Annotated in this window: 23 protein-coding genes; all 23 read right to left on the reverse strand. The window is 60.2% G+C overall.

Going from position 1 to position 19,095, the window contains the following annotated elements:
• Positions 1-4: 4 nt before the first annotated feature.
• On the reverse strand, positions 5-310 hold the full coding sequence (gene rpsN / locus HF931_RS16430) for a 30S ribosomal protein S14 (RefSeq protein ID WP_035551788.1): 306 nt from the start codon (positions 308-310) through the stop codon (positions 5-7).
• Positions 311-329: 19 nt separating this feature from the next.
• A complete protein-coding gene (rplE, locus tag HF931_RS16435) occupies positions 330-884 on the reverse strand; it encodes a 50S ribosomal protein L5 (protein ID WP_273241159.1) in 555 nt (184 codons plus the stop codon).
• Positions 877-1,194: a 50S ribosomal protein L24 gene (gene rplX / locus HF931_RS16440; RefSeq protein ID WP_035551783.1), complete on the reverse strand. Its 318-nt coding sequence runs from the start codon at positions 1,192-1,194 to the stop codon at positions 877-879. The genes rplE and rplX overlap by 8 nt, the downstream gene beginning before the upstream one ends.
• A gap of 1 nt (position 1,195) precedes the next feature.
• A complete protein-coding gene (gene rplN / locus HF931_RS16445; RefSeq protein WP_027836773.1) occupies positions 1,196-1,564 on the reverse strand; it encodes a 50S ribosomal protein L14 in 369 nt (122 codons plus the stop codon).
• Positions 1,561-1,806 carry a 30S ribosomal protein S17 gene (gene rpsQ, locus HF931_RS16450; protein WP_035551780.1) on the reverse strand — a complete coding sequence of 82 codons (246 nt, stop codon included), beginning with the start codon at positions 1,804-1,806 and terminating at the stop codon, positions 1,561-1,563. The genes rplN and rpsQ overlap by 4 nt, the downstream gene beginning before the upstream one ends.
• A 10-nt stretch (positions 1,807-1,816) precedes the next feature.
• A complete protein-coding gene (rpmC, locus tag HF931_RS16455; RefSeq protein WP_035551777.1) occupies positions 1,817-2,017 on the reverse strand; it encodes a 50S ribosomal protein L29 in 201 nt (66 codons plus the stop codon).
• A gap of 2 nt (positions 2,018-2,019) precedes the next feature.
• On the reverse strand, positions 2,020-2,436 hold the full coding sequence (gene rplP / locus HF931_RS16460) for a 50S ribosomal protein L16 (RefSeq protein WP_027836776.1): 417 nt from the start codon (positions 2,434-2,436) through the stop codon (positions 2,020-2,022).
• Positions 2,437-2,439: 3 nt separating this feature from the next.
• Positions 2,440-3,177 carry a 30S ribosomal protein S3 gene (rpsC, locus tag HF931_RS16465; protein WP_035551773.1) on the reverse strand — a complete coding sequence of 246 codons (738 nt, stop codon included), beginning with the start codon at positions 3,175-3,177 and terminating at the stop codon, positions 2,440-2,442.
• Entirely contained in the window at positions 3,177-3,566 is a 390-nt protein-coding gene (gene rplV / locus HF931_RS16470; RefSeq protein WP_035551771.1) for a 50S ribosomal protein L22, read from the reverse strand. The genes rpsC and rplV overlap by 1 nt, the downstream gene beginning before the upstream one ends.
• Positions 3,567-3,568: 2 nt before the next feature.
• Entirely contained in the window at positions 3,569-3,847 is a 279-nt protein-coding gene (gene rpsS, locus HF931_RS16475) for a 30S ribosomal protein S19 (RefSeq protein ID WP_027836779.1), read from the reverse strand.
• Between the two features lie 15 nt (positions 3,848-3,862).
• On the reverse strand, positions 3,863-4,693 hold the full coding sequence (rplB, locus tag HF931_RS16480) for a 50S ribosomal protein L2 (protein ID WP_273241163.1): 831 nt from the start codon (positions 4,691-4,693) through the stop codon (positions 3,863-3,865).
• Between the two features lie 18 nt (positions 4,694-4,711).
• Positions 4,712-5,011 (reverse strand): 50S ribosomal protein L23, encoded by a 300-nt coding sequence (locus HF931_RS16485; protein WP_027836781.1) that lies wholly within the window; start codon positions 5,009-5,011, stop codon positions 4,712-4,714.
• A gap of 2 nt (positions 5,012-5,013) precedes the next feature.
• Positions 5,014-5,655 (reverse strand): 50S ribosomal protein L4, encoded by a 642-nt coding sequence (gene rplD / locus HF931_RS16490; protein WP_035551754.1) that lies wholly within the window; start codon positions 5,653-5,655, stop codon positions 5,014-5,016.
• Positions 5,655-6,434 (reverse strand): 50S ribosomal protein L3, encoded by a 780-nt coding sequence (gene rplC / locus HF931_RS16495; RefSeq protein ID WP_273241166.1) that lies wholly within the window; start codon positions 6,432-6,434, stop codon positions 5,655-5,657. Before rplC ends, rplD begins: the two co-directional genes overlap by 1 nt.
• Positions 6,434-6,754, reverse strand: coding sequence for a 30S ribosomal protein S10 (gene rpsJ / locus HF931_RS16500; protein WP_027836784.1), 321 nt, complete (start codon positions 6,752-6,754; stop codon positions 6,434-6,436). Before rpsJ ends, rplC begins: the two co-directional genes overlap by 1 nt.
• 240 nt (positions 6,755-6,994) lie before the next feature.
• Positions 6,995-8,695 carry a bifunctional helix-turn-helix transcriptional regulator/alpha/beta hydrolase gene (locus HF931_RS16505; RefSeq protein WP_273241168.1) on the reverse strand — a complete coding sequence of 567 codons (1,701 nt, stop codon included), beginning with the start codon at positions 8,693-8,695 and terminating at the stop codon, positions 6,995-6,997.
• Positions 8,696-8,939: 244 nt separating this feature from the next.
• Positions 8,940-9,689 (reverse strand): sulfotransferase domain-containing protein, encoded by a 750-nt coding sequence (locus tag HF931_RS16510; protein ID WP_273241170.1) that lies wholly within the window; start codon positions 9,687-9,689, stop codon positions 8,940-8,942.
• 147 nt (positions 9,690-9,836) lie between these two features.
• Positions 9,837-11,027 carry an elongation factor Tu gene (gene tuf / locus HF931_RS16515; RefSeq protein WP_272983375.1) on the reverse strand — a complete coding sequence of 397 codons (1,191 nt, stop codon included), beginning with the start codon at positions 11,025-11,027 and terminating at the stop codon, positions 9,837-9,839.
• Positions 11,028-11,078: 51 nt separating this feature from the next.
• Positions 11,079-13,226 carry an elongation factor G gene (gene fusA, locus HF931_RS16520; RefSeq protein ID WP_035551248.1) on the reverse strand — a complete coding sequence of 716 codons (2,148 nt, stop codon included), beginning with the start codon at positions 13,224-13,226 and terminating at the stop codon, positions 11,079-11,081.
• Positions 13,227-13,316: 90 nt separating this feature from the next.
• Positions 13,317-13,787, reverse strand: a complete 471-nt coding sequence (gene rpsG / locus HF931_RS16525) for a 30S ribosomal protein S7 (protein ID WP_027837381.1) — start codon at positions 13,785-13,787, stop codon at positions 13,317-13,319.
• 12 nt (positions 13,788-13,799) lie between these two features.
• Positions 13,800-14,171 (reverse strand): 30S ribosomal protein S12, encoded by a 372-nt coding sequence (gene rpsL, locus HF931_RS16530; RefSeq protein WP_027837380.1) that lies wholly within the window; start codon positions 14,169-14,171, stop codon positions 13,800-13,802.
• A gap of 257 nt (positions 14,172-14,428) precedes the next feature.
• Positions 14,429-14,686 carry a hypothetical protein gene (locus tag HF931_RS16535; RefSeq protein WP_273241172.1) on the reverse strand — a complete coding sequence of 86 codons (258 nt, stop codon included), beginning with the start codon at positions 14,684-14,686 and terminating at the stop codon, positions 14,429-14,431.
• Between the two features lie 96 nt (positions 14,687-14,782).
• Positions 14,783-19,003, reverse strand: a complete 4,221-nt coding sequence (gene rpoC / locus HF931_RS16540; RefSeq protein WP_273241174.1) for a DNA-directed RNA polymerase subunit beta' — start codon at positions 19,001-19,003, stop codon at positions 14,783-14,785.
• Between the last annotated feature and the right edge of the window lie 92 nt (positions 19,004-19,095).

Consider the following 19,095-nt stretch of genomic DNA (forward strand, 5'->3'; position numbering starts at 1 on the left):
TCTCTTACCAGCTGGACTTCACGAGACCGGGGATCTGACCGTTTGAGCCAAGCTCACGCAGCGCGATCCGCGACATCTTAAGTTTGCGATAGTAACCACGCGGACGCCCGGTCACTTCACAGCGATTACGAACCCGGTTTGGTGCCGAGTTGCGCGGAAGTTCAGCCAGCTTGAGGCGAGCCTTGAAACGTTCTTCCAGCGGAAGATCCTCGTTCATGGCGACGGCCTTCAGCTCAGCACGCTTCGCAGCGTACTTGTCTACAAGCTTCTGACGCTTCTTGTTCTTCTCGATTGCGCTCTTCTTTGCCATATCAGCAGATCTCCTGGCGCTAGTTCCGGAACGGGAAGCCACACTCGGCGAGGAGTGCCTTGGCTTCTTCGTTGGTTTCAGCCGTAGTACAGACAATGATGTCCATACCGCGAACATCTTCCACCTGATCGTAATTGATCTCCGGGAAAACGATGTGCTCTTTGAGGCCCATTGCGTAGTTGCCCATGCCGTCAAAGCTTTTTCCGTTCAGTCCACGGAAGTCTTTCACGCGTGGCAGCGCAATATTGGTGAGGCGATCAAGGAATTCGTACATGCGCTCACGGCGCAGCGTAACTTTCGCACCGACCAGCATGCCTTCGCGCAGCTTGAAGCCGGCGATGGATTTGCGTGCCTTGGTGGCGACAGGCTTCTGGCCCGCGATCAGCTCCAGCTCAGCCAGGGCCGACTTGATCTTCTTGGAGTCAGCAACAGCTTCGCCGACACCCATGTTGATCACGACCTTGTCCAGCTTCGGAACCTTCATCGGGTTCGAATACCTGAACTGCTCCTGAAGTTTCGCGCGGATTTCCTCGCGGTACTTCTTCTTGAGACGGGGTTCATATGCATCAGACATCGATGGACTCCCCTGAGCGTTTGGCGAAGCGTGTCTTGCGACCATGCTCATCCGTTTTGAAACCAACACGCACCGGCTTGCCGTCACGCGGGTCTGCGTGGGCCACGTTGGAAACGTGGATCGGTGCTTCGAAAGACTTCAGACCGCCGGGATCCATCTGGCTCGGCTTCTGGTGCTTCTTGACGACGTTCACACCGCGGACGACGACGCGATTGTCATCGACCAGCACCTTCAGGACTTCGCCCTTGGTACCTTTGTCGCGGCCAGCGATCACGACAACCGTGTCGCCTTTTTTGATCTTAGCAGCCATCTTACAAGACCTCCGGGGCCATGTTCGCGATCTTGACCTGGTTCTTGCCGCGAAGTTCGCGCGGAACCGGACCAAACACGCGGGTACCGATCGGCTCACCATTGTTATTGATGAGTACGGCAGCGTTTGTGTCGAAACGGATGGTCGTGCCATCCGGGCGGTTGATGTCTTTTGCCACGCGAACGACGACAGCCTTGCGGACGTCACCCTTCTTCACGCGGCCGGTCGGAATTGCTTCCTTCACGGACACCACGATCACGTCACCGACGGACGCATACCGGCGTCCCGCACCACCCAGCACCTTGATGCACTGGACGCGGCGCGCGCCGGAATTGTCGGCGACGCGAAGGTTTGATTGCATCTGGATCATGCGTCACCTTCCCCGCCGGTCACAAGTTCCCAGCGTTTCAGTTTGGAGTGTGGAACACACTCCTGGATCGTTACGGTTTGACCCTCGACAGCGGCGTTTGCCTCATCGTGGGCGTGATACTTCTTCGAGCGACGAACGATCTTTTTCATCACCGGGTGGGTGAAGGTCCGTTCGACGCGGACGATTGCGGTCTTGTTCTGTTTGGCGGAGACCACGACGCCTTCCATAATACGCTTTGGCATGATCGCTCTCCTACGCCTGACCTGCTTCGGCTTTCTCGCGAAGGATCGTCTTCACACGCGCGATGTCGCGGCGAACTTCCTTCACTCGGGCCGTTTTTTCCAGCTGGCCGGTGGCCGTCTGGAAACGCAGGTTGAACTGCTCTTTCTTCAGCTTGACGAGCTCATCCTTGAGCTGGTCGACGCTTTTCGTTCTTACATCCTGGGCTTTCATGATCAGATACCCTCGATCCGCTTGACGACTTTCGTCTTGATCGGAAGCTTCGCAGCGCCGAGACGCAGGGCCTCGCGAGCGATTTCCTCAGACACGCCGTCGATTTCGAACAGGATGCGGCCAGGGGCAACGCGCGCGACCCAACGGTCGACGGAGCCTTTACCCTTACCCATCCGGACTTCAATCGGCTTGGCAGACACTGGCAGGTCCGGGAATACACGGATCCACACTTTGCCCTGACGCTTCATGTGACGCGTGACAGCCCGGCGGGTTGCCTCGATCTGGCGAGCGGTGACCCGCTCCGGCTCAAGAGCCTTCAGGCCGAACTCGCCGAACGCCAGGGACGTGCCGCCCTTGGAGTTGCCCCGGATCTGGCCCTTGAAGGCCTTACGGAATTTGGTTCGCTTCGGTTGACGCATCTCTTACGCTCCGGCGGCTTGCGCACCGGTGGCCGGTCCGCGCTGGTTTGCATTGGCACGGGCACGGGACTGGCCGGAAGATTCCTGACGCTTGTCCTGAGCCATCGGGTCGTGCTCCATGATCTCGCCTTTGTAGACCCAGACCTTGATCCCGATGATGCCGTAGGTGGTTTCGGCTTCTGCGGTGCCGTAATCGATGTCGGCGCGCAGCGTGTGCAGCGGAACGGAGCCCTCTGCATATTTCTCGGTACGTGCAATCTCGGCACCGCCCAGTCGGCCGGATACCATGATCTTCACACCGTCAGCGCCCAGACGCATTGCGGACTGGATGGCGCGCTTCATGGTACGGCGGAACGAGGCGCGGCGCTCGAGCTGGCGAGCAATGTCGTCAGCGATCAGCGTTGCGTCGATTTCCGGCTTGCGGATTTCGACCAGGTTCACGCGAACTTCGTCCTCGGTCATCTTGGACAGCACTTTGCGCAGGGCTTCGATGTCCCCGCCCTTCTTGCCGATCACGAGACCCGGACGTGCCGTGTGGATCGTGATGAGGCATTTCTTGTGCGGACGTTCGATGATGATCTTCGAGATACCGGCTTGCTTGAGGCGCTTGCGGATTTCCTTGCGGATCGCGATGTCCTCATGCAGCAGGCGGCCATAGTCAGCCGTGTCTGCGTACCAGCGGCTGTCAGACGTCCGGTTGATGCCAAGACGCAGGCCGATCGGATTTACTTTCTGACCCATTATGCGGCCTCCGCTTCAACTGAGGTGTCACGCAGGATGATGGTCATCTGCGCAAATGGCTTCTGGATGCGAGCAGCGCGACCGCGTGCACGGGCACGAATGCGCTTCATCACGAGGTTCTTGCCGACATGGGCTTCCGCAACAACGAGGCTGTCGATGTCGAGGCCGTGATTGTTCTCGGCATTCGCGATGGCGCTTTGCAGCAGCTTGCGGACATCCTGGGCAGGACGCTTCGGCGAGAACTGCAGCTGGGCCAGTGCGCGCTCGACCGGAAGGCCGCGGATCTGCTGGGCCAGCAGGTTCAGCTTCTGCGGGCTGGAACGGTACATGCGCAGGACAGCGCGGGACTCGTTGGACGCCTGCTTCGGAGGATTCTTGGCTTTAGCCATGACTACTTCCTCTTCGCTTTCTTGTCCGCACCGTGGCCGTAGTAGGTCCGCGTCGGCGCAAACTCGCCGAACTTGTGACCGACCATTTCCTCGGAAACGGAAACCGGGATGAATTTGTTGCCATTGTGGACCTGGAAGTTCAGGCCGACAAAGTTAGGCAGGATCGTCGAACGGCGCGACCAGGTCTTGATCACGACGCGCTTTTCAGAGGCGCGCGCTTCTTCTGCTTTCTTGAGCAGATAGCCGTCTACGAACGGGCCTTTCCAGACAGAACGTGGCATGTCTTGCGGCTCCTCTTAGCGTTTCGCGTTGCGGCGACGGATGATCAGACGATCCGTAGCCTTGTTTTTACGGGTCTTGGGACCGCGTGTTTTCTTACCCCATGGGGTGACCGGGTGACGTCCACCGGACGACTTGCCCTCACCACCACCGTGCGGGTGATCGACCGGGTTCATGACAACACCCCGAACCGATGGGCGCTTGCCGAGGTGACGCTTGCGGCCAGCCTTGGAGAGAACCTGGTTCATGTTGTCCGGGTTGGACACGGCACCGACAGTTGCCAGGCAGCTGTCCATCACCATGCGAAGCTCGCCGGAGGTCAGCTTGATCTGGGCGTAACCGCCGTCACGACCAACCAGCTGGGCGTAGGTGCCGGCGGAGCGGACCATCTGCGCGCCCTTCTGGGGCTTCAGCTCGATGTTGTGAATGATCGTACCGATCGGGATGCTCTTCAGCGGAAGCGTGTTGCCCGGCTTGATGTCAGCGGTCTTGGACGTGATCACCGTGTCACCCACCTCAAGGCGCTGTGGCGCGATGATGTAGGAGAGCTGGCCGTCTTCGTACTTGATCAGCGCGATGAAAGCCGTGCGGTTCGGATCGTATTCCAGGCGCTCGACAGTCGCCGGCACGTCCCAGCGGTTACGCTTGAAGTCGACCTTGCGGTACAGCTTCTTCGCGCCGCCACCGATGCGGCGAGCCGTGATGCGGCCCTTGTTGTTGCGTCCACCGGACTTGGTCAGACCTTCGGTCAGCGCCTTGACGGGCTTGCCCTTGTGAAGGTCGGACTTGTCCACCAGCACCAGCTGGCGGCGTCCTGGGGAAGTCGGATTGAAAGTCTTCAGTGCCATGTTTCTCGTCCTTCTCCCCTAGAGGCCCGTCGTGATGTCGACGGACTGGCCCTCGGCGAGCGTCACGATGGCTTTTTTCATGTCGTTGCGACGACCTTCATAGCCACGGAAACGCTTCGTCTTGCCCTTCTGGAGCAGGGTGTTGACCTTGGTTACTTCGACCTTGAAGAGCGCTTCGACAGCCTCTTTGATCGCTTTCTTGTCAGCGTCGATCGCCACTTCGAAGACAATCTTGTTGTCTTCAGCCACCAGAGTGGATTTCTCGGTGATCAGCGGGCGACGGATGACGTCGTAGTGATGTTCTTTGATGTCGGCCATGATTACTTAGCCTCCTTCGCGCCGTCGAAACGGGCCTTGATGCCTTCGGCCGCTTCCTTGGTGATGACGAGCTTCTTGCGGCGCAGGATGTCATAGACATTCAGGCCGGCGACAGGCAGCACGTCGACGTTCGGGATGTTGCGAGCCGCCTTGGCGAAGTTTGCGTCCACGGTCGAACCGGAGATGATCAGCGCGTTCTCGATGCCGAGACCGGCGAACTGGCCAGCCAGCTCTTTCGTCTTTGGTGCGGACAGGACAGCTTCGTCCAGAACGATGATCGCATCATCCTTTGCCTTGGAAGACAGGGCGTGTGCGAGCGCCATCTTGCGGACCTTTTTCGGAAGGTCGTGAGCGTGGCTGCGGACTTTTGGTCCGTGCGCAACAGAACCACCAACAAAGATTGGCGCGTTCTTGGAGCCGTGACGTGCGCCGCCGGAACCTTTCTGGCGGATGTACTTCTTCGTCGTGACGGAGACTTCACCGCGGGTCTGGGTCTTGTGCGTGCCAGCCTGGCGCTTTGCCAGCTGCCAGCGGACCGTGCGCTGCAGGATGTCACCACGGATCTCTTCGATGCCGAAGATGGCATCATCGACCGTGATGTTTCCAGCCGCCTTGCCGGCGAGGGTTTTGACTGCGAGTTCCATTATTCAGCACCCTCTTCAGTTGCTTCAGCCGCCGGAGCGTCTACTGCGCCCGGAGCCTTGAAGGAGCCAGCTGCCGGAGCGTCTGCCGGAAGAGCTTTCTTCACAGCGTCGCGAACTTCGACATAGCTGCCGTCATGGCCTGGGACAGCGCCCCTGACCAGGATCAGGCCGCGATCAACGTCGGTGCGAACCACTTCAAGATTCTGCGTGGTGACACGCTCGACGCCGTAATGACCGGCCATTTTCTTGTTCTTGAACACGCGGCCCGGATCCTGGTTCATACCAGTCGAACCGTGTGAACGGTGAGAGATGGACACACCGTGGGAAGCGCGAAGACCACCGAAGTTCCAGCGCTTCATCGCACCCGCGAAGCCCTTACCGATCGTAATGCCGGCGATGTCGACTTTCTGACCCGGAACGAAATGGTCAGCCAGGACCTCGGAGCCGACTTCCGGCAGGTCGCCGGATACGCGGAATTCCTTGAGCTTGCGCTTTGGCGCAACACCGGCTTTCGCGAACTGGCCGCGCAGCGCCTTCGTGGTGCGCTTCGCCTTCTTTTCGCCAATGCCGAGAATAACAGCCTTGTAGCCGTCCGTGCGGGTGACGTCGCCACCCTTCTTGGTCTTCACGGCGCGCTCTTCTTCAGTGCGCACGCCTACAACCTGGCAGCCATCAAGCGACAGGACGGTGACCGGCACGTGGCGGCCATTCTCGTCAAATACGCGTGTCATGCCAACCTTGCGGGCAAGCACGCCGGAACGGGGTGCTGGCAGAGCCATTAGCGGCCTCCCTCAAGTTTGATTTCGATGCCAACGCCGGACGACAGGTCGAGCTTCATCAGCGCGTCCACGGTCTGCGGGGTTGGGTCTACAATGTCGAGGATCCGCTTGTGGGTGCGGATTTCAAACTGCTCGCGCGACTTTTTGTCGATATGAGGAGAGCGGTTAACGGTGAAGCGCTCGATACGGGTCGGGAGCGGGATCGGACCTTTGACCTCAGCGCCGGTGCGCTTGGCCGTGCTCACAATCTCTTTCGCCGACATGTCGAGGGCGCGGTGATCGAAGGCCTTTAGCCTGATCCGGATATTCTGTCGTTCCATCGTCTCGGTCCGTCCGCACAAAACACGTTAGCCCCAACGAGGCCAACCTTGGCCCAGGGCGTTACGTGGGATTAATTGTCTGTTTCGAGGGAGCGTTCGCTATGTAAAGCGCTGCCATCCCGGCGAAGTCGGGGGTTTATGGGATCGGCGAGCGCCCGTCAACTGAGTCGTGACGCTTTTATGCAGAAAGAGTCACAGGCCCACGACGCCGGATATTCTCCCGGAATGGCGCCTGAAAGACTATGCGATCTGTGCCAGCGCCTCGCACACATCATCCGGCGCCGTGTGAATCAGGTTCAGCGCATGTCCCGGCAGGATCTTCAGGTCCACATTTTCCCGATGCCCCAGCAGGGCCTGCACATGCTCCGTCGAGATCACCGTGTCTTCCCCGGCTTTCAGCCAGGTCAGCGGAGTCGTGACCGAATCCAGATCGGCGCGCCAGTCGGCCATCACAGTCGAGCCGTCGCGGGTCCAGGCCTCTGTCCCCTGCTCCACGGCGTGATAAAGGCCCTCAGACAGCACTTCTCGCAAGATCGGATCGTCCAGAGACTCCAGATCGCGGGGCGAGCGCGCAAACTGCTTCTTCAGAAACGCTGTCGTTCCGCGGCGTCGATAGACCGGCAGGCCGACAGACAGCGCCATCTTCATGACCGAAGGCGCATGACGCGACGCGGCGGCCGCAAAGCGGCTCATCGGGTTCATGCCGGGAAGATGGGTCTCTTCGTCGAACGGGATCGTCCCGCCCACAACCAACATGCCGCCCAGCCGGTCGCCCAGCGCTTTCGCGATGCGAAACCCATGCGGCGCGCCGCCATGATGGGCGCACAGGCTGATCCGGGTGTGGCCAAGATGATAAAGCAGGGCGAGCGCGTCGCGTACCACGGTCTGATCATGGCTGTCGCGCGTCCGGCTTGGGCTCGTATAGCCAAAACACGGCCGGGACGGCGCAATCAGGCAAATATCTGCCTCCCGCAATCGGCGCAGGAAATCCGGCGTGAAGAACGGCCCCTGCATATAGCCATGTACGAACAGGACGGGGCGGCTGCCGGATCCGATCCTGTACCATGCCAGTTGTCGGCCATCCGGCAGGTTCAGGAAGGACATGCCGCGCGTCGGCGTCACCCAGGTTTCCGCGCTTTGGGTCGGCGCTTCGCTCGGCAATTGCCGCATCAGAAACGCAATGCTGGCGCATAGCTGCACCACGTCGGACATGCGCGCACAGCCCGTCTTCCGAAGAATACTCTTTGACTGGCCCTTGATGGTTTCAAGCGCCCGCCCTCTTTTGCTGGCAATCTCCTTCTGACTGAGATTACCCAGATACCCTTCGAGAATTTCCGTCTCGCTCGCGGTCAGCCCGAATGCGGCCCGCAATCTCGCCATCAGTTCCGGCGACCAATGGATATAGGACAGCGACACCTGAACGATGTCGTTCAAATCCTTCGGCCTCTGGATCAGTGCGAGGCAGGCCCGGGAACGATCCGCCTCCATGTCAGACTCGACATCAGTCAGGACGATGCGATCCTGGGTCTGGGGCTGGTTGGTCCGTTTGGCCTGACGGATCATCGCGATGGCCATACTGTCCAGGGGCAAATCATCCAGTCGGCATGGAAAGGTCTGCCCGGTCAGCTGCGCCGCCGAATCGTTGCCGGTCACCAACCCTGTCCGCGCGGACACTTCCAGCACGGCATGGAAACTGTCGGCCCCCGCGACCTCCCGGCGGGAGGCCTCTTCAATCAGCGCGCTGATCCGCTCGCGATGGGTTTCCAGCTTGGCGTCATCCCCGGAATGGCGCGGCACATCCTCGGCCAGCTGGCCGCTGCCGTCTTCGTCTCCGAAGAAATAGGCCATCGCCGCATCCAGGAAAGCGTCAAACCGGTCGGCTTCACTCGGCACCTCATACGCTGCGCCGAGCATTTCGAAATAGCGATGCGTGTGGGACATAAAACTCCGAATGCGCGCGGCATGGGGATCTTGTCTCCATATTAACCAGGCTGCGGCCTGCGACAAGCGCCATGTTTCGGCCCTGTTTTACAGAATACCCCCCCAAGGGGGCATGCGGTAAATTGGCGGTCGCGTTTAAGCAGAACCCTGATCGCAGGTCTGGGTGGGGGGACGCATGCAATCCATTGCGTTCAAGGGACATTCAAGACCGCATCAAGGGGGCGGGGCTTCACACACCCTGCCCTCACACACACCAGCTACCCTGGTCCCATCCCAATAGCGCCCGCGTCTCGGCGGCATCGTGTTCAAACACACGGCGCAGATAGTCGCGGTCATCCTGGCTCATCCGGTCATTGTCCGGCGCGGCATTCAGCCGGTCGGCGACCTCAAAGCGATGCGGGGTAAGGTTCAGGAAGCGGCACACCTGATCCAGCTGGGACTGCGGCGCATCTGCCAAATCCTCACTGCGGAGAAACAATAGCTGGTCATCGGAAAACAACCGACGCAATTCCCGGATCTGTGGCGCATAATAACTGCGCGCCAGATAGGAGCGTTCACGATCCTGCCGGGGCAATGCCCTGCGCGCCCGCTCCCGCTCCTGCCGGATCGCTTCCGGATAGGGCATCGTCTCGCGCCCGAGTCGGCAATCCATCCGGTAATGGCTGCAGGCCCGTTCGACCGGGTCACGCAGAATGATAATCACCTGGATCAGCGGGTTATAGGTCCACACCCGTTCCAGAGCCCCATTCCACCAGGTGATGATCGGTGTCGCTTCGCCCAGAACACATCCGTCGCGCCAGGCTTTCCAGTCGAACTGGCGATGATACAGCCAGTAATCGAGTTTCGTAATGCCGGTCGGCGGACGCTTGTCGAAGAAATGCGGCTCCTTCTTCTTTGCCATGCAGATATCCGGATGCTGGCGAAGATAGGAATCGAGCGATGTGGTGCCGGCTTTCTGAACGCCTGCAATGAGGAAGTCGATGCGCTGGGTCATGCACTCGTATTAGCGAGCAGCTCTTGCAGCAATTTGGCGGATATCTCTGGAAGTGTCGCAGAATGTTGCAGATTTCCCGCCCCCCAAGAAAAAAGGCCGCCCCGGATGGGACGGCCTTGTCTCGGTCTTGCCTGATGGGGGCAAGTCTTACTTTTTGATCGCGGAGACCACGCCGGCGCCGACGGTACGGCCACCTTCGCGGATCGCGAAGCGCAGGCCCTGGTCCATGGCGATTGGCTGGATCAGCTCGACGTCCATTTTGACGTTGTCGCCCGGCAGAACCATTTCCTTGTCGGCCGGCAGGGTCACAACACCCGTCACGTCCGTCGTACGGAAGTAGAATTGCGGACGATAGTTGGAGAAGAACGGCGTGTGACGGCCACCCTCTTCCTTCGTCAGGATGTAGGCTTCAGCCTCGAACGTGGTGTGCGGCGTGATGGAGCCCGGCTTACACAGGACCTGACCACGCTCAACGCCTTCACGGTCGATACCGCGCAGCAGCGCACCAATGTTGTCGCCAGCCTGGCCCTGGTCGAGCAGCTTGCGGAACATTTCAACGCCGGTACAGGTCGTTTTCACGGTGTCGCGGATACCGACGATCTCGATTTCCTCACCCACCTTGATGACGCCCTGCTCAACGCGGCCGGTCACAACCGTACCCCGGCCGGAGATCGAGAACACGTCCTCGACCGGCATCAGGAATGGCTTGTCCAGCGGACGCTCTGGCGTCGGGATGTAGTCGTCGACAGCCGCCATCAGCTCGAGAACTTTCTCTTTGCCGATATTGTCGTCGCGGCCTTCAACAGCTGCCAGCGCAGAGCCGGCTACGATCGGAATGTCGTCGCCCGGGAAGTCGTAGGAAGACAGCAATTCGCGAACTTCCATCTCGACCAGTTCGAGCAGCTCTTCATCGTCAACCTGGTCAACCTTGTTCAGGAAGACAACCAGGGCCGGCACGCCGACCTGACGCGCCAGCAGGATGTGCTCGCGGGTCTGTGGCATCGGGCCATCAGCCGCGTTCACAACCAGGATCGCGCCGTCCATCTGGGCAGCACCCGTGATCATGTTCTTGACGTAGTCAGCGTGTCCCGGGCAGTCCACGTGGGCGTAGTGACGGTTTTCCGTCTCATATTCCACGTGCGCCGTGTTGATCGTGATGCCGCGGGCTTTCTCTTCCGGCGCGGAGTCGATGTCCTCATAGGACCGCTTCTCACCACCGCCCTGCTCTGCAAGCGTCATCGTGATCGCTGCTGTCAGCGTCGTCTTGCCGTGGTCAACGTGGCCAATCGTGCCGATGTTGACGTGCGGCTTGTTGCGTTCAAACTTTGCCTTGGCCATCGGGCCTCTCCTTTAGTCTAAATTCAGGGCCGGATATCCGGCCACAATTGCTTAAGAACCAGCGACTTCCGAAATGATCTTCTGGGCTTCGGCACGTGGCACTTCATCATAGTGATCGAAGAGCATCGTGAACTGGGCGCGACCCTGCGACATGCCGCGAAGGTCAGACACGTAACCAAACATGTTGACCAGCGGGACGAAGGCCTTGATCGCGACAGCGTTGCCGCGTGGCTCGGATCCCTGGATCTGACCCCGACGGGAGTTCAGGTCACCAATCACGTCACCCATATAGTCTTCCGGCGTGACAACTTCCACTGCCATGACCGGTTCCATCAGGCGCGGATCGCCCTGGCCTTTCAGTTCGCGGAACGCAGCGCGCGACGCGATTTCGAAGGCGAGAACCGAGGAGTCCACATCGTGGAACGCACCATCGACCAGCGTGGCCTTGAAGTCCGTAACCGGATAGCCAGCCAGAAGGCCGTTTTCCTTGGCGCTTTCCAGACCTTTTTCGACGCCCGGGATGTATTCCTTCGGAACCGCACCACCGACGATCTTGCTTTCGAAGATGAAGCCAGAGCCGGATTCGAGCGGTTCGAACTCCAGTTTGACGCGAGCAAACTGACCGGTACCACCGGACTGCTTCTTGTGCGTGTAGTCGATCTCTGCACCGCGGCCGATCTTCTCACGGTAAGCCACCTGCGGCTGACCGATATTGGCCTCAACCTTGAATTCGCGCTTCAGGCGGTCGATCAGGATGTCGAGGTGAAGCTCGCCCATGCCTTTCATGATCGTCTGTCCGGATTCGTGGTTCGTCTCGACCTGGAAGGACGGGTCTTCTGCGGCGAGGCGCTGCAGACCAACCGACATCTTCTCCTGGTCAGCCTTGGATTTCGGCTCAACCGCGATCTCGATCACCGGATCCGGGAAGGTCATGGTTTCCAGAACGACTGGCTTGTTCGGGTCACAGACCGTGTCACCGGTCGTGGTTTCCTTCAGGCCGGCGATGGCCACGATGTCACCTGCGAAGGCTTCCGTGATCTCGTCCTGCTTGTTGGAGTGCATCATGACCATACGGCCGACGCGCTCTTTCTTGCCCTTCGTGGAGTTCATGAAGCTGTCGCCCTTGGAGAGCGTGCCGGAATAGATCCGCGTAAAGGTCAGCGTACCCATGTAAGGGTCGTTCATGATCTTGAAGGCAAGACCGGAGAATGGCTGGCTGTCGTCAGCCTTACGCTCGATGTTGCGGACTTCGTCCTCGTCGCCCGGTGCAAAGCCCATGTAAGGCGGCACGTCGAGCGGACCTGGCAGGAAGTCGATCACGGCGTTCAGCATCGGCTGGACACCTTTGTTCTTGAACGCGGAACCACACAGAACCGGCACGAAGGACAGGCTCAGCGTGCCCTTCCGGATCAGCGTGCGAAGCGTGGCTTCGTCCGGCTCGTTGCCTTCCAGATAGGCTTCCATCGCGGCGTCGTCCATTTCGACGGCGATTTCGATGAGCTCAGCGCGCATCTCTTCAGCCTTGTCCTTCAGCTCAGGACGGATGTCGCGGATTTCCCAGCTTGCGCCGAGATCTTCACCGGCCCAGACCCATTCCTTCATGGTGATCAGGTCGACATGGCCTTCCAGCTCGTTCTCAGCGCCGATCGGCATCTGGATCGGAGCCGGGATCGCACCGGTGCGGTCCTTGATCATCTCGACGCAGTTGAAGAAGTCAGCGCCGATCTTGTCCATCTTGTTGACGAACACGATGCGCGGAACCTTGTAGCGGTCAGCCTGGCGCCAAACGGTTTCCGTTTGCGGCTCAACACCGGCGTTCGCGTCCAGCACGCAGACCGCGCCGTCCAGAACAGCCAGGGAGCGCTCGACTTCGATGGTGAAGTCAACGTGTCCGGGCGTATCAATGATGTTGAAGCGGAACTTGGCTTCCTCTGGCGTGTCGCCATAGATGCCAGTCGGCGTCTTGCCGTCTTCGGTGCGGAACCAGAACGTCGTGGTCGCAGCGGACGTGATCGTGATGCCACGCTCCTGCTCCTGCTCCATCCAGTCCATCGTGGCGGCGCCATCGTGGACCTCACCGATCTTGTGAGACTTACCGGTGTAGTAGAGGATGCGTTCGGTCGTGGTCGTTTTACCAGCATCAATGTGAGCCATGATGCCGAAGTTACGATAGCGATCCAGCGTGTATTCGCGGGCCATGAGATAAACCTTCGTGTCTGGTTTCCGGGAGGAAGTTCGGAGCGATTTTCGGGCGCGTTACCCGCAATCGCTCCTCAGTTCCAGTGCTGATTACCAGCGGTAGTGTGAAAACGCCTTGTTGGCGTCTGCCATACGGTGGGTGTCTTCCCGCTTTTTCACGGCGTTGCCGCGGCCCTGGGAGGCATCCATCAGTTCGCCAGCGAGGCGCTCACGCATGGTGTTCTCGTTGCGGCCTGCAGCAGCAGCGGCCAGCCAGCGAATGGCCAGGGCCTGACGGCGCTCAGTACGGACTTCAACCGGAACCTGGTAGGTCGCACCACCAACACGGCGGGAGCGAACCTCAACAGCCGGGGCAACAGCTTCCAGTGCTTCGTGGAAAACCTCGACAGGGTTCTTCTTTGCGCGGCCTTCGACCAGGTCAAACGCACCGTAGACGATACGCTCGGCAACGGACTTTTTACCGTCGCGCATGATCTGGTTCATGAACTTGGAAACAACCACGTCCTTGAACTTCGGATCCGGAAGAACTTGGCGCTTCTCAGCGGAGTGACGACGAGACATGCTTCGGCTTCCTTATTTCGGCTTCTTCGCACCGTAGTGCGAACGACGTTGCTTACGGTCTTTGACTGGTTGGGTATCGAGGGCACCACGCACGATGTGGTAGCGCACACCCGGAAGGTCTTTCACACGGCCGCCGCGGATCAGCACCACAGAGTGTTCCTGCAGGTTGTGGCCTTCACCCGGAATGTAGCACAGCGATTCGAAACCAGACGTCAGGCGAACCTTGGCCACTTTACGAAGCGCGGAGTTCGGCTTCTTAGGCGTCGTCGTGTAAACGCGCGTGCACACGCCGCGGCGTTGTGGGCAGGCCTTGAGGGCCGGTGTCTTGGTACGCGTCGGCTTTGGCTGACGCGGCTTGCGAATGAGCTGTTGAATCGTTGGCATTCGGGCCTTCTGTCTCTTCTGATATCAAATGGCCCGATGGGCCGGTAACGGATTGTGCCCCGAATGCCGCGATTGGCCTCCGGGACGGACGAAAACTTGGGGGCCAGATTGACCGAAACCACCTGTTTCGGTGCGGCAGTCAGCCTTTTCAAGCCTTCCGCCTCTCTGACGATTGGTGGCGTGTAAGCCTCTCAGGCGCTGGCGTCAAGGGCATGCTGCTGTCTGGCTACAGCTGTTTCGGTGCCGTGACGGTCTGGTCAAAAGGGCAAACCGATCCGCTGCACGCAGGCCGTCTCTGCATCAGACCCCTCACCCGCCCGGAGACGGGCCTCCAGAGCCGCCAGATCATGGTCTGTCACCTCCCCTTCCGAAGACGCGAAATCGCCGGTCCGCAACAGGTCGCGGCAGTCGCTGCGGGCCCACGAATCCAGCGTCAGGAACGCAATCACCCCAATGGCCAGCACGGCGCAGGCGGCCCCGATCATGTCTTTCCGGTCAAAATGGCTGTCTCGCATGAGGCACTCCGATGGGTCGGGACTTCCTGCCCCAAACGCAGGAAAGCCTGCCGAAACTGGCAGGCTTTCCAATTGGGTTCAAGCTGGACAGCTGGCCTATTCGGCCGGTGTCTCGGCTTCTGGTGCCGGCAGGGCGGCCGGGGTTTCCAGCGCTTCCTGCTCCTTGGCCGCAGCAGCAGCCCGCTTGGCGCGGAGCTTGTTGTCGCGATCGGCAGCCACGCGGCGGAACTGGCGGATGCCACCACCGGTACCAGCCGGGATCAGGCTGCCGACGATGATGTTCTCCTTGAGACCTTCCAGCGTGTCGACCTTGCCCATGATCGCCGCCTCGGTGAGGACGCGGGTCGTTTCCTGGAACGAGGCAGCCGACAGGAAGCTGCGGGTCTGCAGGGACGCCTTCGTGATACCGAGCAGAAGCGGAATGGCTTTCGCCTCTTCCTGGTCCTTCTTGCGGGACTTGCGTACCGCTTCGTTGGCCTGTTCGAACTCGATCACGTCGACATGCTCGCCCTTGATCAGGCCCGTAGAGCCCGGATCGGTGATTTCCACCTTCTGCAGCATCTGACGCACGATGACTTCGATGTGCTTGTCGTTGATCGGCACGCCCTGCAGGCGATAGACCTTCTGCACTTCGTCGATCAGGTAGTTGGCCAGCGCCTCGACGCCCAGCGTCAGCAGGATGTCCTGCGGGGCCGGGTTACCGTCCATGAGGTATTCACCACGCTTGATGAAGTCCCCATCCTGAACGGCAAGGTGCTTGCCTTTCGGCACCAGGTAATCGATCTGCTCCCGATCTTCCTCCAGCGGAACGATGGAGACGCGGCGCTTGTTCTTGTAGTCGCGACCGTAGACGACCTTGCCGTCGACTTCCGCGATGATGGCGTGGTCCTTCGGACGACGCGCTTCGAACAGTTCAGCCACACGCGGCAGACCACCGGTAATATCCTTGGTTTTAGCACCACCGGTCGTGACACGGGCAATCGTGTCACCGGCGGCAATCGTGTCGCCGTCGCCGACAGACAGGATGGCCCCGACGGAGAGGAGATAGACCGCATCGCTGCCATTCGGCAGTTTCACCGGCTCGCCATTGTCGCCAACGATCTGGACGGACGGCTTGATGTCAGCCGACTTGGTCGCAGAGCGCCAGTCGATGATGACGCGCGAGGAGATACCCGTCGCTTCGTCTGTCTCTTCGCGAACGGACACGCCGTCGATCACGTCGACCAGCTTGATCTGTCCACTGACTTCGGAAACGATTGGCTGGGCGAATGGGTCCCAATCGGCGAGCAGCGTACCGGCTGTCACCTTCTCACCGTCTTTCACCATCAGGCGCGTACCATAGGCCGGGCGGAAGGACTGACGGGTACGGCCATCGCCGTCCACCAGTTCCACCTGCATCCGGCGGCCGACAACAACCAGCGTCTTGTCCTTGCGGGTCACGAACTCGGCATCCTTGAAGCGGATCGTGCCTTCGAAGCTCGATTCGACAGAGGACTGGTCCGCCACCTGCGCCGCACCACCGATGTGGAACGTCCGCATGGTGAGCTGTGTACCCGGCTCACCGATGGACTGGGCCGCGATGACACCAACCGCTTCACCGCGGTTGACGACGGTACCGCGCGCCAGGTCACGACCGTAGCACTGGACACAGATGCCGTTCTTGGTTTCGCAGGTCAGCGGCGAACGTGCCTTGATCATATCGACACCGGCCTTCTCGATCGTATCGGCCAGTTCTTCGTCGATATAGGTGTTGGCCGGAACGACCAGCTCGCCGTCGACATTCTTCACGTCCGTAGCCGTCACACGGCCCAGGATGCGCTCTGCCAGGGAGACGACAACGTCGGCGCCTTCCAGGACAGCAGAGATGTCGATGCCATTCTCCGTGCCGCAATCATCTTCGTTGATGATGCAGTCCTGAGCCACGTCAACGAGACGGCGGGTCAGGTAACCCGAGTTCGCCGTCTTCAGAGCCGTATCAGCCAGACCCTTACGGGCACCGTGCGTCGAGTTGAAGTATTCAAGAACGGTCAGACCTTCCTTGAAGTTCGAGATGATTGGCGTCTCGATGATCTCACCCGACGGCTTGGCCATCAGGCCGCGCATACCGGCCAGCTGTTTCATCTGGTTCTTCGAACCCCGCGCACCGGAGTCGGCCATCATGTAGATCGAGTTGACCTGGGCCTTGCGGTCGCCCTTGGCAGCCTGTGCCTCGGCGGCCGAGTCCATCATGGCGTCAGCAACCTTGTCGGTACAGGTCGACCAGGCGTCGACCACCTTGTTGTACTTCTCACCACGCGTGATCAGACCATCAGCATACTGGCGTTCGTACTCGGAAACCTGTTCCTTCGTGGCGTCGACTAGTTTCTGCTTGGCGGCCGGGATGACCATGTCATCCTTGCCGAACGAGATACCGGCTTTCGCAGCTTCGCGGAAGCCGAGTTCCATCATCTTGTCACAGAAGATCACCGTCGCCTTCTGTCCGCACAGGCGATAGACTTCGTCGATGATCTTGGAGATCGTCTTCTTGGTCATCGTCGTGTTGACGAGGTCAGGCTGGATGCCCTTCATGCGCGGCAGGATGTTGGCGATCATGAAGCGACCCGGCGTGGTGTCGATCACGCGGCGCCACGGATTGCCCTCATCATCCACGCCCTCATACATCGCCTTCACCTTGGAGTGCAGGCTGACGAGGCCGTTGTCGATGGCTTGTTCGATCTCTGCGACGTCCGTGAACATCATGCCCTCGCCCGGCTCGCCATCGCGGTCCAGGGACAGGTAGTAGAGACCCAGAACAATGTCCTGAGACGGAACGATGATCGGCTTGCCGTTCGCTGGCGACAGGATGTTGTTGGTGGACATCATCAGGACGCGCGCTTCCAGCTGGGCCTCAAGGCTCAGCGGCACGTGCACGGCCATCTGGTCACCGTCAAAGTCGGCGTTGAAAGCGGCACAGACCAGCGGGTGAAGCTGGATGGCCTTGCCTTCGATCAGCTTCGGCTCGAATGCCTGGATGCCCAGACGGTGCAGCGTCGGCGCGCGGTTCAGCAGAACCGGGTGCTCGCGGATCACCTCGTCCAGGATATCCCAGACTTCCGGCTTTTCCTTCTCGACCAGCTTCTTCGCCGCCTTGACCGTACCGGCCAGGCCCTTGGCGTCGAGGCGCGCATAGATGAACGGCTTGAACAGTTCCAGCGCCATCTTCTTCGGCAGGCCACACTCGTGCAGCTTCAGGCTCGGGCCAACCACGATGACCGAACGGCCGGAATAGTCGACGCGCTTACCGAGCAGGTTCTGACGGAAGCGGCCCTGCTTGCCTTTCAGCATGTCGGACAGCGACTTCAGCGGGCGCTTGTTGGTGCCCGTGATGGTGCGGCCGCGACGGCCATTGTCGAACAGGGCGTCGACGGATTCCTGCAGCATCCGCTTTTCGTTCCGGATGATGATGTCCGGTGCGCGAAGCTCCATCAGGCGCTTCAGGCGGTTGTTCCGGTTGATCACCCGGCGATACAGGTCGTTGAGGTCAGAGGTCGCGAAGCGGCCACCGTCCAGCGGCACCAGCGGGCGCAGATCCGGCGGGATCACCGGGATGACCTGCATGATCATCCATTCGGGCTTGGCGCGCGACATCAGGAAGGCGTCGACCACTTTCAGGCGCTTCGACAGCTTCTTCGTCTTCAGTTCGGACGTCGACTCGGCGAGTTCCTCGCGCAGCGTCTCGGCCAGAACCGGCAGGTCCAGGCCCTGAAGCAGTTCGCGGATGGCTTCCGCACCGATCATGGCGGTGAACGCGTCCTCGCCAAGCTCGTCCTGCTTGTCCATGTATTCTTCTTCGGTGAGCAGCTGCAGCGGCTCAAGCTCGGTCAGGCCCGGCTCGACCACGATGTAGCTCTCGAAGTAGAGTACGCGCTCCACATCCTTCAGCGCCATGTCCAGCAGCGCGGAAATCCGGGACGGCAGCGACTTCAGGAACCAGATGTGGGCAACCGGTGCAGCCAGGTCGATGTGGCCCATGCGCTCACGGCGCACGCGCGCCAGGGTCACTTCAACGCCGCACTTCTCACAGGTGATACCGCGATACTTGATGCGCTTGTACTTGCCGCAGAGGCACTCATAGTCCTTCGTCGGTCCGAAGATACGGGCACAGAAAAGACCGTCCCGCTCCGGCTTGAAGGTCCGGTAGTTGATGGTTTCAGGTTTCTTGATCTCGCCCGAAGACCAGGACCGGATCTTTTCCGGGCTGGCAATCGAGATCCGGATCGCCTCAAAAGTCGGCGACGGGGTATTCGGGTTGAAAATGCTGGCGACGTCCTGGCGCATGGGTGTCTGCTCCTTGGGTGGGCGGTTGTTATGGGGCTGGCGGGCCCCTGCCCTATGAAATCTCAGTTTCGACCGATCTGCCCCGCCAGTCC

It is taken from the genome of Hyphomonas atlantica corrig. (genome assembly GCF_017795365.1).
GTDB classification, from domain to species: domain Bacteria; phylum Pseudomonadota; class Alphaproteobacteria; order Caulobacterales; family Hyphomonadaceae; genus Hyphomonas; species Hyphomonas atlantica.

Coding starts and splice junctions, on each gene's coding strand:
- rpmC (WP_035551777.1), bottom strand. CDS start 2,017: ATGAAAGCCCAGGATGTAAGAACGAAAAGCGTCGACCAGCTCAAGGAT.
- rpsL (WP_027837380.1), bottom strand. CDS start 14,171: ATGCCAACGATTCAACAGCTCATTCGCAAGCCGCGTCAGCCAAAGCCG.
- rplV (WP_035551771.1), bottom strand. CDS start 3,566: ATGGCTAAAGCCAAGAATCCTCCGAAGCAGGCGTCCAACGAGTCCCGC.
- rplD (WP_035551754.1), bottom strand. CDS start 5,655: ATGGAACTCGCAGTCAAAACCCTCGCCGGCAAGGCGGCTGGAAACATC.
- HF931_RS16510 (WP_273241170.1), bottom strand. CDS start 9,689: ATGACCCAGCGCATCGACTTCCTCATTGCAGGCGTTCAGAAAGCCGGC.
- rpsJ (WP_027836784.1), bottom strand. CDS start 6,754: ATGGAACGACAGAATATCCGGATCAGGCTAAAGGCCTTCGATCACCGC.
- HF931_RS16535 (WP_273241172.1), bottom strand. CDS start 14,686: ATGCGAGACAGCCATTTTGACCGGAAAGACATGATCGGGGCCGCCTGC.
- rplC (WP_273241166.1), bottom strand. CDS start 6,434: ATGGCTCTGCCAGCACCCCGTTCCGGCGTGCTTGCCCGCAAGGTTGGC.
- rplN (WP_027836773.1), bottom strand. CDS start 1,564: ATGATCCAGATGCAATCAAACCTTCGCGTCGCCGACAATTCCGGCGCG.
- HF931_RS16485 (WP_027836781.1), bottom strand. CDS start 5,011: ATGGCCGACATCAAAGAACATCACTACGACGTCATCCGTCGCCCGCTG.
- rpsG (WP_027837381.1), bottom strand. CDS start 13,787: ATGTCTCGTCGTCACTCCGCTGAGAAGCGCCAAGTTCTTCCGGATCCG.
- rpsC (WP_035551773.1), bottom strand. CDS start 3,177: ATGGGTCAGAAAGTAAATCCGATCGGCCTGCGTCTTGGCATCAACCGG.
- tuf (WP_272983375.1), bottom strand. CDS start 11,027: ATGGCCAAGGCAAAGTTTGAACGCAACAAGCCGCACGTCAACATCGGC.
- rplB (WP_273241163.1), bottom strand. CDS start 4,693: ATGGCACTGAAGACTTTCAATCCGACTTCCCCAGGACGCCGCCAGCTG.
- rpoC (WP_273241174.1), bottom strand. CDS start 19,003: ATGCGCCAGGACGTCGCCAGCATTTTCAACCCGAATACCCCGTCGCCG.
- rplE (WP_273241159.1), bottom strand. CDS start 884: ATGTCTGATGCATATGAACCCCGTCTCAAGAAGAAGTACCGCGAGGAA.
- rpsN (WP_035551788.1), bottom strand. CDS start 310: ATGGCAAAGAAGAGCGCAATCGAGAAGAACAAGAAGCGTCAGAAGCTT.
- rplX (WP_035551783.1), bottom strand. CDS start 1,194: ATGGCTGCTAAGATCAAAAAAGGCGACACGGTTGTCGTGATCGCTGGC.
- rplP (WP_027836776.1), bottom strand. CDS start 2,436: ATGCGTCAACCGAAGCGAACCAAATTCCGTAAGGCCTTCAAGGGCCAG.
- fusA (WP_035551248.1), bottom strand. CDS start 13,226: ATGGCCCGCGAATACACGCTGGATCGCTATCGTAACTTCGGCATCATG.
- rpsS (WP_027836779.1), bottom strand. CDS start 3,847: ATGCCACGTTCTGTCTGGAAAGGCCCGTTCGTAGACGGCTATCTGCTC.
- HF931_RS16505 (WP_273241168.1), bottom strand. CDS start 8,695: ATGTCCCACACGCATCGCTATTTCGAAATGCTCGGCGCAGCGTATGAG.
- rpsQ (WP_035551780.1), bottom strand. CDS start 1,806: ATGCCAAAGCGTATTATGGAAGGCGTCGTGGTCTCCGCCAAACAGAAC.